Source organism: Micromonospora sp. NPDC001898 (genome assembly GCF_042891255.1).
Classification (GTDB): Bacteria; Actinomycetota; Actinomycetes; order Mycobacteriales; family Micromonosporaceae; genus Micromonospora.
The window spans coordinates 191,812-208,690 of the sequence record NZ_JBIATC010000002.1 but is presented as its reverse complement, the minus strand read 5'-3'; the positions used below and the strand labels follow the sequence as shown (position 1 = coordinate 208,690).

At 74.2% G+C, this 16,879-nt stretch carries 17 protein-coding genes; 10 read left to right on the top strand and 7 right to left on the bottom strand.

All coding sequences use genetic code 11. The annotated features are described in order from the left end of the window. Positions 1-88 precede the first annotated feature (88 nt). The 6 genes from rimO to ACFYZF_RS05595 all read left to right on the top strand — a co-directional run bounded on the left by rimO (position 89) and on the right by ACFYZF_RS05595 (position 5,768). A complete protein-coding gene (gene rimO, locus ACFYZF_RS05620; RefSeq protein ID WP_387016357.1) occupies positions 89-1,690 on the top strand; it encodes a 30S ribosomal protein S12 methylthiotransferase RimO in 1,602 nt (533 codons plus the stop codon). A gap of 77 nt (positions 1,691-1,767) precedes the next feature. Continuing rightward, complete coding sequence (gene pgsA, locus ACFYZF_RS05615; RefSeq protein ID WP_387016356.1) at positions 1,768-2,361, top strand: CDP-diacylglycerol--glycerol-3-phosphate 3-phosphatidyltransferase; 594 nt, start codon at positions 1,768-1,770, stop codon at positions 2,359-2,361. Between the two features lie 157 nt (positions 2,362-2,518). After that, positions 2,519-3,097: a CinA family protein gene (locus ACFYZF_RS05610; protein ID WP_387016354.1), complete on the top strand. Its 579-nt coding sequence runs from the start codon at positions 2,519-2,521 to the stop codon at positions 3,095-3,097. Between the two features lie 158 nt (positions 3,098-3,255). Continuing rightward, the gene (locus ACFYZF_RS05605) at positions 3,256-3,711 is read left to right on the top strand and encodes a helix-turn-helix domain-containing protein (RefSeq protein ID WP_387016353.1); all 456 of its coding nucleotides are present in this window, start codon (positions 3,256-3,258) and stop codon (positions 3,709-3,711) included. Positions 3,712-4,020: 309 nt separating this feature from the next. After that, positions 4,021-4,887, top strand: coding sequence for a PspA/IM30 family protein (locus ACFYZF_RS05600; protein WP_387016351.1), 867 nt, complete (start codon positions 4,021-4,023; stop codon positions 4,885-4,887). Between the two features lie 95 nt (positions 4,888-4,982). Further along, positions 4,983-5,768, top strand: coding sequence for a hypothetical protein (locus tag ACFYZF_RS05595; protein ID WP_387016349.1), 786 nt, complete (start codon positions 4,983-4,985; stop codon positions 5,766-5,768). Positions 5,769-5,772: 4 nt separating this feature from the next. On the opposite strand, the gene ACFYZF_RS05590 is transcribed toward ACFYZF_RS05595, so the two are convergent. Both ACFYZF_RS05590 and ACFYZF_RS05585 read right to left on the bottom strand, forming a co-directional pair. Beyond that, positions 5,773-9,420: a multicopper oxidase domain-containing protein gene (locus ACFYZF_RS05590; RefSeq protein ID WP_387017098.1), complete on the bottom strand. Its 3,648-nt coding sequence runs from the start codon at positions 9,418-9,420 to the stop codon at positions 5,773-5,775. A gap of 221 nt (positions 9,421-9,641) precedes the next feature. Continuing rightward, complete coding sequence (locus ACFYZF_RS05585; RefSeq protein ID WP_387016347.1) at positions 9,642-10,514, bottom strand: zinc finger domain-containing protein; 873 nt, start codon at positions 10,512-10,514, stop codon at positions 9,642-9,644. Between the two features lie 70 nt (positions 10,515-10,584). Here ACFYZF_RS05585 and ACFYZF_RS05580 point away from each other — a divergent pair, with 70 nt between their 5' ends. Then, a complete protein-coding gene (locus ACFYZF_RS05580; RefSeq protein WP_387016346.1) occupies positions 10,585-10,812 on the top strand; it encodes a hypothetical protein in 228 nt (75 codons plus the stop codon). Positions 10,813-10,933: 121 nt separating this feature from the next. On the opposite strand, the gene ACFYZF_RS05575 is transcribed toward ACFYZF_RS05580, so the two are convergent. Both ACFYZF_RS05575 and ACFYZF_RS05570 read right to left on the bottom strand, forming a co-directional pair. After that, a complete protein-coding gene (locus tag ACFYZF_RS05575; protein ID WP_387016345.1) occupies positions 10,934-11,176 on the bottom strand; it encodes a CPCC family cysteine-rich protein in 243 nt (80 codons plus the stop codon). 115 nt (positions 11,177-11,291) lie between these two features. After that, positions 11,292-12,077 (bottom strand): S-adenosyl-L-methionine hydrolase, encoded by a 786-nt coding sequence (locus ACFYZF_RS05570; RefSeq protein WP_387016343.1) that lies wholly within the window; start codon positions 12,075-12,077, stop codon positions 11,292-11,294. 81 nt (positions 12,078-12,158) lie between these two features. On the opposite strand from ACFYZF_RS05570, the gene ACFYZF_RS05565 reads away from it, so the two are divergent. After that, a complete protein-coding gene (locus ACFYZF_RS05565) occupies positions 12,159-12,686 on the top strand; it encodes an RBBP9/YdeN family alpha/beta hydrolase (protein WP_387016341.1) in 528 nt (175 codons plus the stop codon). Positions 12,687-12,790: 104 nt separating this feature from the next. Here ACFYZF_RS05565 and ACFYZF_RS05560 read toward each other — a convergent pair whose 3' ends face one another. Beyond that, complete coding sequence (locus ACFYZF_RS05560) at positions 12,791-13,093, bottom strand: helix-turn-helix transcriptional regulator (RefSeq protein ID WP_387016339.1); 303 nt, start codon at positions 13,091-13,093, stop codon at positions 12,791-12,793. A gap of 67 nt (positions 13,094-13,160) precedes the next feature. On the opposite strand from ACFYZF_RS05560, the gene map reads away from it, so the two are divergent. Continuing rightward, a complete protein-coding gene (gene map / locus ACFYZF_RS05555) occupies positions 13,161-13,943 on the top strand; it encodes a type I methionyl aminopeptidase (protein ID WP_387016337.1) in 783 nt (260 codons plus the stop codon). An 80-nt stretch (positions 13,944-14,023) separates the two neighbouring features. On the opposite strand, the gene ACFYZF_RS05550 is transcribed toward map, so the two are convergent. After that, positions 14,024-14,584 carry a hypothetical protein gene (locus ACFYZF_RS05550; RefSeq protein ID WP_387016335.1) on the bottom strand — a complete coding sequence of 187 codons (561 nt, stop codon included), beginning with the start codon at positions 14,582-14,584 and terminating at the stop codon, positions 14,024-14,026. Positions 14,585-14,767: 183 nt separating this feature from the next. Between ACFYZF_RS05550 and ACFYZF_RS05545 the strand changes: the two genes are divergently transcribed. Then, positions 14,768-15,349: a hypothetical protein gene (locus ACFYZF_RS05545; RefSeq protein ID WP_387016334.1), complete on the top strand. Its 582-nt coding sequence runs from the start codon at positions 14,768-14,770 to the stop codon at positions 15,347-15,349. A gap of 377 nt (positions 15,350-15,726) precedes the next feature. Here ACFYZF_RS05545 and ACFYZF_RS05540 read toward each other — a convergent pair whose 3' ends face one another. Beyond that, positions 15,727-16,815, bottom strand: a complete 1,089-nt coding sequence (locus ACFYZF_RS05540; protein WP_387016332.1) for a DUF3068 domain-containing protein — start codon at positions 16,813-16,815, stop codon at positions 15,727-15,729. Positions 16,816-16,879 lie beyond the last annotated feature (64 nt).

The window sequence follows — 16,879 nt, the reverse complement described above, 5'->3', positions numbered from 1 at the left end:
CGGCGGGCCGGCACCCGATTCCCGGTAGTCGGTACGGAGGGTGGCGACCGCCGTTGCCAGGCGGCCTCCGCGCGCCCGGTACCCTCGGATGGTGTCTGCCACCTCCCCTTCCGACAACTCCAGCTCGGCGCGTCTGACGCCGCGCGGCGACCTGGAGCCGTCGTCCGACAACTCCGGCTCGGCGCGTTCGGCGCCGCGCGACCTGGAGCCGTCGTCCGCCGTCACCGGCCGCCGCGTTGCCCTGCTGACGCTGGGCTGCGCCCGTAACGAGGTCGACTCGGAGGAGTTGGCCGCCCGGCTGCACGCCGACGGCTGGCAGGTGACCACCGACGGCGAGGGTGCCGACGTGGTGGTCGTCAACACCTGCGGCTTCGTGGAGAAGGCCAAGCAGGACTCGATCCAGACGCTGCTGGCCGCCGCCGACACCGGCGCGAAGGTGGTCGCCGCCGGCTGCATGGCCGAGCGGTACGGCCGGGAGCTGGCCAACAGCCTGCCCGAGGCGCAGGCGGTGCTGAGCTTCGACGACTACCCGGACATCGCCGCCCGGCTCGACGCGGTCGTGGCCGGCGAGGCGATCGACGCGCACACCCCGCGCGACCGGCGTGAGCTGCTGCCGCTGACCCCGGTCGCCCGGCGCGACAGCGCGGTCTCGCTGCCCGGCCACGGCACCTCGCGGGCGGCCGTGCAGACCGACGAGCACACCCCGGCCCACCTGCGCCAGGTGCTGCGGCACCGGCTCGACACCGGCCCGGTGGCGTCGCTGAAGCTGGCCAGCGGCTGCGATCGGCGCTGTGCGTTCTGCGCCATCCCGGCCTTCCGGGGGGCCTTCGTCTCGCGTACGCCCGACGAGCTGCTCGCCGAGGCGGAGTGGCTGGCCCGCAGCGGCGTCCGGGAGCTGGTGCTGGTCAGCGAGAACTCGACGTCGTACGGCAAGGACCTGGGCGACCCCCGGGCGCTGGAGAAGCTGCTGCCGCAGCTCGCCGCCGTCTCCGGCATCGTCCGGGTCCGGGTGAGCTACCTCCAGCCCGCCGAGACCCGGCCCGGGCTGGTCGAGGCGATCGCCGGAACGCCGGGCGTCGCGCCCTACTTCGACCTGTCGTTCCAGCACTCCAGCGAGCCGGTGCTGCGCCGGATGCGCCGTTTCGGCTCCACCGACCGGTTCCTGGAGCTGCTGGCCTCCGCCCGCGCCCTGGCCCCGCAGGCCGGTGCGCGGAGCAACTTCATCGTCGGCTTCCCGGGCGAGACCCGCGCCGACATCGCCGAGCTGGTCCGCTTCTTCACCGAGGCCCGCCTCGACGCGATCGGCATGTTCGACTACAGCGACGAGGACGGCACCGAGGCCGCCGGCCTGCCCGGCAAGGTCTCCGCCGCCACCATCAAGCGCCGGTACGACAAGCTCAGCGCGCTCGCCGACGAGCTGTGCTCGCAGCGCGCCGAGGAGCGGCTCGGCTCCACGGTCGAGGTGCTGGTCGACTCGGTCGACGACGGTGTGGTCGAGGGCCGGGCGGCGCACCAGGCCCCGGAGGTCGACGGCTCGACCACCCTGGTCGCCCCGGTCGAGGGTGGTGTGGACCTGGCCGCGCTGCGCCCCGGCGACCTGGTTCGGGCGACGGTCACCGCCACCGAAGGGGTGGACCTGGTCGCGGTCCCGGATGAGATGATCTCGGCGGCGCCCGGCGCGGCACGGTGACGGCGGGCCCTGAGAGAGCGGGGGAGCCACGTGGTGCGGCGGCAGGTACGCCAGGGCGGCCCGATCGGGGCACGCCGATGACTCCGGCGGCGGAGTCGACGCCGTCGCCGGTGGTCGCCCGGGTGCCGGTGCTCAACGCGGCCAACGCGTTGACCCTGCTGCGGCTGGTGCTGGTGCCGGTCTTCGGAGCGACGGTCGTGATGTCGGCGATGAGTCACTCCGGGTGGCGGATCGTGGCCTGCCTGATCTTCGTCTTCGCCTCGGCCACCGACCTGGTGGACGGCTGGATCGCCCGCCGCTTCGGCCTGGTCACCTCCGTGGGTCAGGTTGCCGACCCGATCGCCGACAAGGCGCTCACCGGCGGGGCCCTGGTGCTGTTGTCCTGGTACGACCTGCTGCCCTGGTGGGTGACCGCGCTGATCCTGGTCCGCGAGCTGGGCATCACGGCGCTGCGGTTCTGGGTGATCCGGCACGGCGTCATCGCGGCCAGCCGGGGTGGCAAGATCAAGACTGCGCTCCAGGTGCTCGCGATCACCTGGTACCTGTGGCCGATGCCGGCCGGCCTCGCCGACGTCGGCCCCTGGATCATGGCCGCCGCCGTGATCGTCACGGTGGTCACCGGCTTCGACTACATCGTCCAGGCCCTCCGGCTCCGTCGGCCCCGCCCCTGACCGGCCCCACTCAGCCGGCCCGGCCTCCCCGCTGGTCACGGGGCGGTCGACGGTCCGCCCGGCGGGTCCGGCGACCACCCCATGATGACCGGTGGGGGGCGGGAGGATGCGGGGGCGGGTGGCGTAGGGCGGCAGCGGCGGGGAAAGGAACGTGGGGATGGAGACGGATGCGAACGGGCGACGGCCGGTCGGGAGCCCGGCGGCCGGGGTGGTGCACCGCCTCGCGCAGCGGCACGAGACGCTGGCGACCGTGGAGTCGCTCACCGGTGGGCTGCTCTCCGCCTCGCTCGTGGAGATCGCCGGGGTGAGCGGGGTCTACCGGGGCGGGCTGGTCGTCTACGCCACCGAGCTGAAGGCGTTGCTGGCCGGCGTACCGGAGGACCTGCTGGCCGACCGCGGACCGGTCGACCCGGACGTGGCCCTCGCCCTGGCCGAGGGCGGCCGGCGGCGCTGCGGGGCCGACTGGGGGTTGGCCACCACCGGCGTGGCCGGGCCGCAGCCGCAGGACGGCAAGCCGGTCGGGCTGGTCTACATCGCCGTCGCCGGGCCGGGCGGCGCCGAGGTCACCCGGCTCGACCTGGACGGCGGCCGGGACCACATCCGCTCCGCCACGGTGATCGAGGCGTTGCGGCTGCTCGCCCAGCGGGTCCACGCGGCGGAGGCGGCGGCGACCGCGCCGGGTGTGCCGGCCGCCGCCGACGGGGATTCCGCGACCGCCGGGACGGGCGGGCGCTGAGCGGCCACCGCCAGATGGTGGGGCAGGGTGGGATGTCACCGGGGCCGGCAGCGGGTACGGTTGCGGGAAGGCTCCGACGCGTGTCGTCGGCACCGGGGCGGTACACCGCGTCGGGAACGACCGCCGTCGGAGGGGTGAGACCAGTCAGGGGAGGTGCGATGGTCCTGCTACGCCGCGTGATCGGTGACGCACTGCGGGCGCGCCGTCAGGGGCAGCAGCGCACCCTGCGCGAGGTCTCCTCCGCGGCGAACGTGAGCCTGGGCTACCTGTCCGAGATCGAGCGCGGCCAGAAGGAGCCCTCCAGCGAGCTGCTGGCCGCCATCTGCGACGCCCTCGGTGCCCGCCTCTCCGAGCTGCTCCGCGAGGTCAGCGACACGGTGGCGCTCGCCGAGCAGCTCCCGGGGGTGCTGATGCCGATGCAGGACGAGCCCGTCGAGCCGGCGCCGGTGGGCCGCGCCTCCGTCCGCAACGCCGCAGGCCGCGGGATGCGCCAGGTCTCCACGGGCGGCGCGGTGTCGGTGGCGGTGCACCAGGACTCGCCGCTGAAGGCCACCCTGCGCAGCACTCGGGTGCGCCCCGCCGACCGCGACCGCGACGTCGTCTGCGCCGCCTGATCCAGGCTGCACCAGCCCGCCCGGCGGCCCACCACGGCCGCCGGCACGCCCCGGGTGCCTCGTCGGCGGGAGCCGCGAGCCGCCCGCCCTGCCGACCGCGCGGCCGGCGCTATCCCGGCCACCCGACGACGTGGCCGGGCTTTCCCGCGCCGCGTACTGTTGATCAGACGGCGGCGCGTGCCGCTCGTCGCGCACGGATGCCGGGCTGGCGCCCGGCTGGGACCATGGCTTCACTGCCGCGTGCGACCGCCGGCCGGACCGCCCGGCACGGTCGGGGCGGCGCGACTCTACTGAGGGGATACCGCGGAGATGGCGAACCCGTTCGTCAAGGGCTGGAAATACCTGATGGCGCTCTTCGGTGCCCGGATCGACGAGCACGCCGACCCCAAGGTGCAGATCCAGCAGGCCGTCGAGGAGGCGCAGCGTCAGCACCAGGCGCTGGTCCAGCAGGCGGCGGCGGTGATCGGTAACCAGCGTCAGCTGGAGCTGAAGCTGTCCCGGCAGATGTCCGAGGTCGAGCGGCTCCAGGGCAACGCCCGGCAGGCCCTGGTCCTCGCCGACCAGGCCCGGGCCCGCGGCGACGAGGCGGAGGCCGGCAAGTACGAGCAGTCCGCCCAGATGCTGGCCACCCAGCTCGTCTCGGCCGAACAGGCCACGGAGGACCTGAAGACCCTGCACGACCAGGCGCTCGGCGCCGCCGCGCAGGCCCGCCGGGCGGTGGAGAACAACTCCATGATCCTCCAGCAGAAGCTGGCCGAGCGCACCAAGCTGCTCAGCCAGCTGGAGCAGGCCAAGATGCAGGAGAGCGTGGCCCGCTCGCTGGAGTCGATGTCCTCCCTGACGGCCTCCGGCAGCACCCCCTCGCTGGACGAGGTGCGGGACCGCATCGAGCAGCGCTACGCCACCGCGATGGGCCGCGCCGAGCTGGCCGGCAACTCCGTCGAAGGCCGGATGCTGGAGATCCAGAAGGCGTCCCTGGACTCGGCCGGCTCGTCCCGGCTGGAGCAGATCCGTTCCAGCATGGCGGGCGAGCAGCTCGCCGGCCGGCAGGACCGCGCGGCGGGGCAGGGGCAAACCGCCCCGACCGCCGACCCGGCCGCCGCGGCCCGGCTCGACCAGATCCGGGCCAGCATGGGCCAGGAGCGCGGCACCGGGGACACCACCGCCGCCAGCTGAGCGGCACCAGCGCCGCTGGTCGGGCGGCACCAGGGCCGGACGGGCCGGGCGGCGTGTCAGCGCCGGCGGCCGGCGGCCGGAGTGAGGAGGCACGCATGGCAGACGAGCGGGCACGGTACTTCCGCGAGCTGCGCCGGCTGCGGCGGGGCGCCCGCCGGTGGAGCGTCCTGGGCGGCGGCCTGACCGGGGCGGCGGCCGTGCTGACCCCGTACGCCGGGCTCGGGCTGCCCGACGCGGCCTGGGCCGGCGCCGCGGGCAGCGCGGTGGCCCTGGCCGCCTGGCGCTGGCTCGACCTGCGGGCCCACGCGTCGCGGCCGGCGCCCCCGGCGCTCGACCCGGCCGAGGCCGCCGCCCGGTCCCGGGCCCGGCTGGTCGCCGCCGTGGAACGACTCCCGGCCGGGCAGGGGGTGCTGGCCGAGGTGCGCCGGGCCCGGTCCCGGCTGGCCCTGCGCGGCACCAGCGTGGCCGAGCCGTGGGCCCGGCTGGACCGGGCCGCGCTGACCCTCGGCGGGATGACCGGCCAGCTGACCGGGCTGGCCGAGCCGGCCGTGCTGGAGGCCGCCGCCGCCGACCGTTCGCTGCGCGAGCTGGCCGGGCGGGTGGCCAGCGTCGAGCGGGCCCTGCGGCTCGCCCCGGCCGACGCCCGGGCCCCGCTCGCCGGTGCCCACCGGGAGCTGTCCGGGCAACTGGAGAGCGGGGTGTCCGCGTACGAGCGACTGGTGGTGGCCGCCGCCGGCTACCTGGCCGAGGACGCCCGCCCCAGCAGCGAGCACGCCGCCGCGTCCCGGCTCGCCGAGGCGACCGACCTGCTGCACGGGGTGGCCTCGGCGCTGGCCGAGCTGCGCACGGTCGGCGACCCCCAGCGCGCCCCCACCCGCTGACCGCTCAGCCGGGGGTGCTCACCGCCACCGGCGGGGTGAACGGCGAGCTGCCGACCACGTTGAACGACCGCACCCGGTAGTGGTACGTCACGCCCCGGGCCAGGCCGGTGTTGGTGAACCCCCGCCCGTGCACCGTGAACGCGACGACCTCCCGCTCGAACGCCGGGTCGAGGGCCCGCTGCACCACGAAGCCGGCCCCCGGCCCGCCCGGTGGCCCGGCCGCCCAGGTCAGCGCCACCGTCGCCGTGTCAAGCGCGGGGGCGGCGCTCGCGGCGCCGGCCAGCGCCGTGGGCGGCGCGGGGCGGGGCGGAGTGGTGACGGTGGCGACGGTCGACCACGGCGACGCCGCCCCCAGGTAGGTGGTCCGCACCCGGTAGTAGTAGGTGGTCTCCGCAGCGACCACGGCGTCCACGTGCTGCCCGCCCACCCCGATCGCGGTGGTGACCGGTCCACTGGTGAACGTCGGGTTGGTGGCCCGCTGCACGTCCACGCCGGTGGCGAAGGAGCGGTTCGCCCAGCGCAGCGCCACCCGCGGCGGCGCGGCCGGCGGGATCGCCGCGACCAGCCCGGCCGGGGCGGCGAGCCGGACCGCCGCCGGCACCCCGTTGGACCAGGCCGAGCAGCTCACCTCGTTCTCCGCCCGGATCCGGTAGTGGTACGTCACCCCCGGGGTGACCGTCGCGTCGGTGTACCGGTTGGCGGCGGCGGCCACCGTGATCGCGATGACCCCCTCGGTGAAGGCGATGTCGGTGGCCCGTTGGAGCAGGTGGCTGCGGGCCTGCGGGTGGCTGCCGTTGCCGGTCCAGGTCAGCGCGATCGCCGGCAGCACGGTCGCCGACCCGGCCATCGGCGTGGCCGTCAGCCCGGTCGGGCCCCTCGGGGCGACCCGCAGCACCAGCGGGCGGCTCATGCCCTGGTCCCGGTGGCCGCCGAGCTGGCTGTGCCAGCGGTACTCCCAGCCCATGTTGACCAGCTGGTTCACCACCGCCGCCGGCCGTCCGTCGAGCGGGCTGACCGGGGTCGAGCCGATCCGGGCACCGGCCGGGCGCGTCGGGTCGAGCAGCCGGACGCTGTCGCCGAGCTTGAACGGCAGGACGGGCGCGACTGGGCGCAGCGCCACGACCACGTCCTCCCGGGGGTTCACCCGGACCGTCTCCTTCCAGCCCAGCTCGTTGGCCTCCGGCAGGCGGATCGTGCCGTCCCGGCCGACGCGGTTGACGAGCTGCACGTCGCAGCCGCCGACGTGCACGGGGTGGGTCTGCCCGGCGTCCCCGGTGATCCGCCAGAGCTGGGTGCCGTCGGCGGGCGCGCCGACCGGCACCGTCGGGTCGGCGATCACCAGGGTCTCGGTGGCCGGGTCGACGGGACCGAGCGGCAGGGTCACCGGGCCGAGCGGGCCGGCGTTCGGGTGGGCGACCCCGAGCCGGCCGGCCACCCGCCCGTACGCCGGCTCGAACACCTGCCCCACCGTCTTCACCGCCAGCGGCAGGGTCACCGGGACGGCGGTCCCGGCCGGCGTGAAGCTGACCGAGGTGGCGTACGCCGTGACCACGGTGTCCCCGGCCGTGCGGGTGCCGAACGCGGCGTCGTACGCCGGCTGGGGCACGATCGGCGGGCGCTGGCTGGCCGCGTACGCGGCGGGCAGCCGGTCGGCGAGCCGGGCCAGGTCGAACGGCTCGGCGGGCTCGCCGGCCACCCGGAACTGGAGCAGGGTGCGGGTGTTCGGGCCGTACCCGGGGCGGGTGCCGGCGATCCCGCCCACGGCGGTGCGGTCCGGCGCGTCGGTGTGGTGGTCGTAGCGCGGGTCGAACCGGGGCAGCGGGGCCGGGCAGTCGTTGTACAGGATCACCGTGGCACCGGGCGGGACGGCGGAGAAGTCGACCACCACGTCGGCCCGCTCCCCGGGGGCGAGCAGCAGGGTGTGCCCGTCGACGTTCAGCACGGTCGGGTCCAGCCGGTCGTACCGGTAGCCCACCGGGCGGTTGGGCAGCACCGCCGGGGCGGGCAGCAGCCCGCACTCGTTGCCGACCTGGACGAACTCCGGCCCGGCCGCGGCGGGGTCCGGCACCCCACCGTCGCGGCCGTCCGTGGGCCAGTGCGCCGGGCGGCCGGGGGAGCGGACCGCCGCCACCATCGGCACCTCGCCCGCGTCGGCGTCGTGCAGCTCGCCGTCCGGGCCCCACATCGGGCCGTCCGAGCGGGCCCGGTAGAGCTGGAGGTTGAGGCCGCGGTCCGCGCAGGCGTTGAGGATCCGGAACCGGTACGCCCTCGGCTCCACCGTCAGGTACGGGTAGGCGACCCCGTTGACCAGCGGGGTGTCGCCGTACGCCGCCGGCACCGCCGACGGGTGCGGCACGCCCGGGGCCAGCGGCGGCTCGTCGGGGGTGGCGACCGGATCGTGGTGCGGGTTCGGCGCCGGCCCGGCCGGGCGGCCGTCGGTCTCCGGGTCCGGCCCCGGTCGGACGGCCGCCTCCCGGCCCGGCGGGGGGCCGGTCCACGGGCCGTAGTCCCACCGGCCGGTCGGGTTGCCGCCCGAGGCCCGGTACGGGTTCTGCCGGGGCTGGTAGACGTGCGGATGCCACAGGCTGCCCCGGGCCCCCCAGCGGTCCCGGTCCCAGGTCGGGTCCTGGGCGGCGAGCTGGGTGTCGTCCGGCACGAAGGTGCGGTCCTGGATCACCAGCGGCAACTGCTCGGCGGGCAGCACGCCGTCGGCGACGAGGTGCTCCTCGGCCGGGTCGGCGAGCAGGTAGAGCGCGAGCTGACCGGAGTGGACGGTGAGCCGGGACAGGCCGAGCGTGTTGTCGTGCAGCCACATCAGCCGGCCGCTCTGCTCGTTCGGGTAGTACAGGGTCGTGGCCCCGGGGCCGGGCGGCGGCATGTCCGGCACGTGGGTCAACCCCACCCCCGTCGGGTACGGGGTGATCTCGCCGGCCGGGGTCACCCACTGCCACGGGTTGCCGGCGCTGATCCAGCCGGTCTGCCCGCCGTACAGGTGCGGCACGGCCCGGTTCTGCGGGTACGGCGCCGGCCCGTCCAGCGGCCCCTCCCCGGCGCCGTCGAGGGTCGGGTCGACGGGCAGGAACAGGTCGCCGGCCCGCCCGGTGGGGAGCTGGTTGATGAACTTGATCCGTACCGGCCGGCCCCGCCGGGCCACGATCACCGGCCCGAGCAGGTACGGCCGGTCGGGCGGGGCGACCGTGTTGTGCCCGGAGCCGTCGGTGCCCAGGTTGAGCTGCCGGTAGCCGCGCAGCCGGGTGGCGGGCAGGTCGCGGTGCAGGCGCTGGGCGTACTCCTGGAGACCGATCTCGTAGTAGTCGCAGCCCGGCCAGGTGATGGTGTCGGGGGCGGCCACCGGCAGGTACCCGCCCAGCTCGTTGCGGCCCGCCTCGCCCGGGCCCGGCAGCGCGTCGACGAACTTGCGCAGGCCGGTGCCGGGGACTGTCCCGCCCCGCCCGTCGGGGACCGGCAGCGGGCTGGTGGCGAAGTTGGGCACCGGCCCGAAGCTGCGCGGGACCGCGGCCGGGTCGAGGCTGGCGGGGATGGGGGCCGCCTCCTCGGCGGCCCGGGCCGCCGGCACGGTCGGCCCGACCTCCCGGCCGGTGCGGGCGGCCCGGTCGGCGAGGTTGGTACGCAGTCTGCGGAACAGCACGATGGCTCTCCCCGGGATCGAGGCGCGCCGGCCGCCACCCCCTTGGGGCGGCTGGCGCGCCTGTTGACGATCGGTGAGCACTCAACCGCAGCATGCGACGCCGGACCCCTGGTTAGGAACTACCCAATCGTCCGTATCTGCGGGCGTCCCGGACCCTGGGACGGGCGCGTCGTGGCAGGTCAGGGCGTTGACCGGCCCGGTCGCCGGGGTCAGGAGAACCCGGGTCAGGAGGTCGCCGGCCGGGGCGGCACGGTGCCCGGCGGAGCGGGCTGACAGGCCGGGCACCAGTAGGTGACCCGTTCGCCCAGCTCCTCCTTGCGGATCGCCGTGCCGCACCGGCGGCAGGGCTGCGCGCGTCGGCCGTACACGTAGCTGGTCCGCCCCCGGTGCAGTGAGCCGGTGGTGCTCTGGGTCCACCGCCCCCGGTTGGCCGCCAGCAGCTTCTGCGCGAGCGTCACCGTGCCGGCCAGGTCGGGCACCGCGCCGACCGGGGTCCACGGCGAGATCCCGCGCAGGAACAGCACCTCGCACTTGTACAGGTTGCCCACGCCGGCCAGGTTGCGCTGGTCGAGCAGCGCCTCCCCGATCGCCGCCTCCGGGCGCGCGGCGATCCGGCGGACCGCCTCGGCCGGGTTCCAGTCGGCGCCGAGCAGGTCCGGCCCGAGGTGCCCCACCAGCGCGCCCTCCTCGGCGGTCGGCACCAGCGCCAGCTCGTGCAGGTGGTACCCGACGGCCACCGCGTCGGGGCCGCGCAGCACCGCCCGGATCAGGTGCGCGGGCCGGGCCGTCCAGCGTTCGCCCGGCGCGTACGCCCGCCAGACCCCGTCCATCCGCAGGTGCGAGTGCAGCGTCCAGCGGGTCGTCCGATCGTCACCGGCGGCCGGGGCGGTGACCGGCTCCGGGGCGGTGACCGGTTCCGGGGCGGTGAGCCGGAGCAACAGGTGCTTGCCCCGGCTGGCCGACTCGTGCACCGTCCAGCCGGTCAGGTCGACGGTGGCCAACTGCGGCACCCGAAAATCGGAGCCGGTGAGCCGGGCCCCGCCGAGGGCGCGGTGCAGGACGCGGGCGGTGTTCCAGACGGTGTCGCCTTCGGGCACCCCGCCATTCTCCCTCCCCCGAACGGGATTCGCGTGTATCGCCATTTGTCCGGAGGCATACCTGGCCGGCGTGATCGGCTCCGGCCCGCTCAACCTCCGCACCGGCCCCGGCACCGGGTACGCCGCCCGTGGCCTCGCCGCCACGTACGCCCACGTGCCGATCCAGTGCTACGTCACGGGCCAGACCGTCAGCGGCACCTGCCGGACCACGAACCGGTGGAACCGCCTCGCCAGCGGGCAGTACGTCAGCCACGCGTACATCTCCGCCGTGTACGGCGGCGCTGCGCCGCGCTGCTGACCGCCGCCGGCCGGCGCAGGGGCGCTCGCGTCCTGGCCCCTCGCGTCCTGGCCCCTCGCCCGGTCCCGCGTCGGCGCGGCGTCCGGCGTCGCCCCGGCCCGTCCCCACGTTCGGGGGCGGGTCAGGGGCGTTCCTCCGGGCGGGCCGGGCGCACGATCTCCTGGTAGCGGGGATGGCTGGCACCGTAGATCGCGAAGTTGAGCCGCGCGTGGGACAGGCTCAGGTCGCCGTTCGGGCCGCCCCGCACCACATCGGCGTCGGCGTCGGCCTGGCCGTCGTCGGTCCAGAAACAGACCGGGCAGGTGCCGCCCCCGGTTTTCGATGCGCAGCAGGGGCATGCCGACGGAACCCATTGTTCACCCACCGGAAGAGCATTCCACAAGCGGCCACCGGGCATCAGTCCGGCGGTGGTCCGATTTCGTCACCCACCGAACGGCCGTTCCCGGCCGTTCCACCGACGCCCCGGCACAGTGTCGTGCTCAGGTGCCGGCGGTGACGGCCACCAGGTCACCTGGCCCGGCCGCGAGCACGTCGACGGCCCGGCCGCCGTTCACCGCCGCCGCGACCAGGCCGGCGGAGTCCACGTACACCACCAGCTCACCAGGTGGGGCGTCGCCGAAGGTCCGCCCGTGCGCCGCCGCCCGCCCGGCCACCCGCAGCCGGGCCGGCAGCGCGGCCAGCAGGTCGCCCGGCGCGGCGAGCTGCACGTTGCCGAAGTGGTCCACGGTCAGCACCTCGGCGGTGAAGCCGTCGGGGCCGGGCCGGACCACCGGCTCGGGGAGCCGGACCAGGGCGGCGGGGTCGACCGCCGGGCCGGCGTCGGAAAGCGGCGCACCGAGCGCCAGCCGGGCCGCGACCGGGGCGAACACGTCCCGGCCGTGGAAGGTGCGGGACACCTCGGGGGCCAGCCACTGCGGGTTGGTCAGCTCGACGGCCGCCGTGACGCCACCGAGCGCCGTGGCGGCGTCCAGCAGCAGCCCGTTGTCCGGCCCGACCAGCAGCCCGCCCGGGGCGGCCAGGGCGATCCCGCGCCGGGCGGTGCCCACCCCCGGGTCGACCACCGCGACGTGCACCCCGACCGGCAGGTACGGCACCGTCTGGGCGAGCACGGCCGCGCCCCGGCGTACGTCGGCCGGCGGCACCAGGTGGGTCACGTCGATCACCCTGGCGGCCGGGGCGAGCCGTCCGATCATCCCGTGGCAGGCGGCCACGAACCCGTCGGTGAGGCCGTAGTCGGTGGTCAGTGAGATCCACACCACGGGCATCCTCCTCGTACTCGGGTGTCTCCCATGCCGCCCGCAGCGCAGGGGCGGCGCGGCTGCCGGTTCGACGCTAACCTCTCGGCTGTGACCCGTGTGCTGCTGGTGCCCGGCCGGAACGAGCCGCTGCCCGGGCACTGGCAGGAGTGGCTGCGCGGCCGGGACGCGGCGCGTCGCTGGGTTCGCCACGCCGAGCGCGGCCGGTACGTGGCCGAGGACCGGGTGGCCGCCCTCACCGTGGCGCTGGCCGAGCCGGCCGAGCCGACCGTGCTGGTGGCGCACAGCGCCGGCTGCCTCACCGTGGCGCTCTGGGCGCTCGGCGGCCACGGCCCGGTGCGGGGGGCGCTGCTGGTCGCCCCGCCCGACATCGCCGAGCCGTGGACGGACGGGGAGTCTTCGATGCCGGCGCTGCCCGACGACCCGCTGCCGTTCCCGTCGATCCTGGCCGCGAGTCGCAACGACCCGATGATGGCGTACGAGCGGGCGGTGCACTACGCCGGGCGGTGGGGTGCCGAGCTGGTCGACCTCGGCGACGCCGGGCACGTCACCGCCGCAGACGGATACGGCCCCTGGCCGCTGGCGGAGGATCTGATCGCCCGCCTGATCGCCCCCTAGCTGCACCGGTCGGGGACGTTGATCGAGAAACTGCGCCCAGGTGTTCTCTGTCGTCGGCAACTGCAACGTCGTCGGCAACTGCAACGGAGCTGCGGGGTCGAGACCTACGAGGCCAACCGCCCACCTGCGTAGCGGCCTGATCTTGCGAGTTCGGCCCCGCCGGCTGACTGGTTGATCTCTGACCACACCGCATCGAGGGAGAGGCCGAGGACGTTGGCGATCGCGGCGATGGTCGGGAAGGCAGGGGTGGCTACGCGACCGGACTCGATCTTCCGAAGAGTCTCCGGCGAGACACCTGCTTCCAGGGCGGTAACGAGCATCGAACGCTCCCCCCTGGCTCGACGTAGGAGGGCGCCGAGGCGCTGCCCGCGCTCGACCTCTGCGGGGGTGAGCGGCAACCTGACCATGGCTCCGATTCTAGTACCGGGATAATATGGCCGGGATACTTATTGGTCCCACGAGGAAAGGCGCTGCATGATCGAGATCCTGAGCCCCACAGACCTGCTGCGAGCGAAGGACGCCGGCGCCCTGGTCGCCGACATACTGCGGGCACTGAGGAGCCGCAGCACGGTCGGCACGAACCTCCTGGACATCGACCGGTGGGCCCGCAGCATGATCACCGAGGCCGGGGCGCAGTCCTGCTATGTCGACTATGAGCCGTCCTTCGGACGCGGGCCGTTCGGCCACTACATCTGCACGTCAGTCAACGACGCGGTGCTCCACGGACTGCCGCACGACTACCCGCTTGCCAACGGCGACCTGCTGACGCTCGACCTCGCCGTCTGCCTGGGCGGAGTTGTCGCTGACTCCGCCATCAGCTTCATCGTGGGCGACGTCAGGCCCCCGGAGAGCGTTGCGCTGATCGACGCGACCGAGCGCGCATTGAGCGCGGGGATAGCCGCGGCCGGCCCCGGAGCTCGCATCGGTGACATCTCCCATGCCATCGGCTCGGTTCTCGGCGAGGCGGGATATTCGATCAACACCGAGTTCGGCGGCCACGGCGTCGGATCGACGATGCACCAGGACCCGCACGTCTCGAACAAGGGGCGGCCCGGTCGCGGATACAAGCTGCGCCCTGGGCTGCTGCTGGCATTGGAACCATGGGTCATGGCGGACACCGCCGAGCTCGTCACCGATGCCGATGGCTGGACACTCCGAAGCGCGACAGGCTGCCGGACGGCGCACAGTGAGCACACGATCGCCATCACCAACGACGGAGCCGAAATTCTCACCCTGCCGAAGCAGGCACAACCGTGAGGTGACAGCCATCCGCGTTCCCCTCGTGGCGTCCGGCGGCAGGCTGAGGATGGTCGCCGACGTCGGGGCGAAACGGTGACTCAGCACCTCACCACGTAGCTGGACCCGTAGACCCACTGCAGGGTGCTCACCGAGAGCCACTCCCGGTGCCAGTACCGGAACGTGCGGGTCGTGATGAACGGCCGCTCCCAGGAGGTGCGTCCCCCGACGAACCGCTCGGCGTCCGACGCCGTCGGGTAGCGGTCGACGGTGCTGGTGCAGGCCGCAGTGCCGAATCCGTCGGTCGGCGTGATCTCCGTGGTGGAGACCAGTGAGTCGCCGGAGCATTTGGCCACGTAGCTGTTCCGGTAGTACAGCGTCGAACCGCTCACCTCCTGCACCATCCAGTATCGGTAGGTGTAGCTGCCGTTGGACCGGCTGCCGATGTGCGACCAGGTCAGGGCAACCGGGCGGCCGGGGCCCGGCGGCTCGCTGAACCCGCCGGCGTAGCAGAGGATGTGGGCAGCTCGCGGGGCGAGCCGAGCCGACGCGGGGGTCGCCACCAGCGTGGGGGCGGCCAGGCCCAGCGCCAGACCGAACACCAGGAGCAGGGTCGACGGACGACGGCGGCGGAACATGGGCAGGGTGTGGTGGGGGGACACGGGCCACCTCCGTGGCGGAACGGCAGGCATGGGCGGCGGTGCCGGGAACAACGACAACTATAGAGATCACTCTATCTACCTGGTGGCTCTGACAGCGATGCGACAGCGGCCGGCCCTCAGGCCGAACGGGTACTGGTCCGGCCACAGGCGACAAGCGATCATGCTTCCATGGATCCTGCTCCGGTGACCGTCGCTGCCGACCCGTCACCGCCCCGCCGGATCTGGTACGTCGTTCCGGCGCTGATCGCCGCCGGCGGCGTGTTGGCTGCCGCCGTGATGCTGTTCCTGATTCCCTTCGGGGGTGACCTCGGGCAGCGCATCACGCCCGGGCAGCCGATCACCGTGCATATGCCCGAGGCCGGGAAGATGGTGTGGGTCAAGGGCGAGCAGTATTTCCCCGCCTGCCACAACTCGGAGGCGGACACCCAGAAGCTCGGAGAGTGGAATCTGGTCTCGATGCTCTCCGACGATCTCACCTTGGAGGCGGACGGCGAGCGCTGGCGCGGCGTACAGATGATCTACGCCAAACCAGCCGGCACGTACACGCTGACCTGCACGGTCTCGGACGAGCACGGCACCTCGTCCTTCTCGATCGGTGATCCTCCCCGGTTCCACGATGCGCGTTCGAGGGCGCTGGCGGCGCTGGCCGCCTCGGCCCTGGCGTCCCTCAGTGTGCTGGTCGGTGCCGCGTTGACGGTGGTCATCGCAGTCCGGCGCCATCGGAACGGAAAGCGTCTCGCCGGGCGGCACCTGACGAACGGATAGCGCCGGTCCGGCGGGTAGCCGCCCACGATCGCCCCCACCATGCCCACGGGCGCGGTGACACCCTCGTAAGTGGAGGGCCGCTCGCTGCGGCGATTCTGGTTCCCCTTCAACACTCGCGCTGCCCGAGTCGCCGCGATGGTGCACGCGCCGGCGGCGTTCCGGTGTCGCGGTGTGTACGTGGCGGCCCAAGAGCTGAATGTCGCATGAGCGCCGACGATCCGCTGATCAATGAGCACGGCGGTGGATTCGCGGGCCGAAGTGGTGGGCGGTGCGTGGCTCAGCCCCGCTGACCTGACACCGGCAGTCCCGAATTGCGATCTGAGGTGCCGGCCCGACCGGGCCGGCACCTCAGGGGCGTATCCGTCGAGCTGGTCGGCCTACCTGTCGGCCTTCTGCTGCCGGCCGGGATCGGCCGGCGGTCCGTCGCGTACCGGGTCCGTTTCCCCCGGACCGGGGACGGTGTGGCGGCCGGAGCCCCGGCGGGGCCCCGGGACGCTGCCGGCGACCGTCGCCACGCGGGGACGGCGAAGTGCCATGAGGAGACCGACGATCACAAGCGCCAGGCCGATGACCGCGAGCGCCAGCGGACCCCACAGCTTGACCATCTGGAGCAGCTGCCGGTTGGAGCCCGCCTTGTCGGCGCTGCTGGCGATCGTGTCGTCGGTGTAGGTGAAGACCGCGTCGAGGATGACGGTCTCCTGCCCGTTGTCGCCGACGAGCTTCTTGCTCTGCTTCTCCTGCACCTTGATGAACTGGCCGGTGGCCGGCTCCACCCACACGGTGCGGGTGTTGCTGTAGCTGACCCGGCCGGTGGTGGCGCCGGGCACCAGCTGGCCCACCAGGAGCTTCAGGCGGTCGGCCGGCAGGGGCTGCGTCGCGTCGCGGATCTCCTGGGTGAACTGGTAGGTCTCCAGCCCGTTGATCTGCTCGGTCTTGATGAAGCGTGCCGGCTGGGTGGTGCTGATGTCCCGGTCGAAGATCTCGTAGGTCTTCTTCTCGGTGCCGAACGGGAACTTGTAGATCTGGCCCGAGTAGTTGACGCTCTGCCGGTTGCTGCCGGTGTCGAGCCACTGCTTGTCCCACTGCTGGGCGGCGCCGGTCTTGCGGTCGAGCGCCAGCGACGTGCTGTAGGCGCTGATCAGGGCCTTGGTGTCGGTGCGGATGACCTCCTGCCCGGCCAGCCACACGACGGCGTTGCCGTCGAGCGAGCCGTCCAGCTTGGCGGTCTCCTTGGTGTCCGGCGTGACGGTGATGGTCGAGCGCAGGGTGCCCTGGTTCACCTCCGCCTTGCCGTTGGTGATCTGCAGGAAGCGGGCGTTGGGTGCCTCGGCGACGGACTGGGCACGCTCCAGGTCGTACGGCAGACGCTCCGCCTGGGGTGCCACGACGAACGCGAGACCGCCGGCGAAGACCAACGCGAGGACACCGACGCCGAACAGCGCGGCGCCGATGACGCGAGACCTCATAGTGCCTCCACGTATTGAGGGACGGGTAGTTCGGCAGGCGGACCGCTGCCGGCTGCCAGAGGTT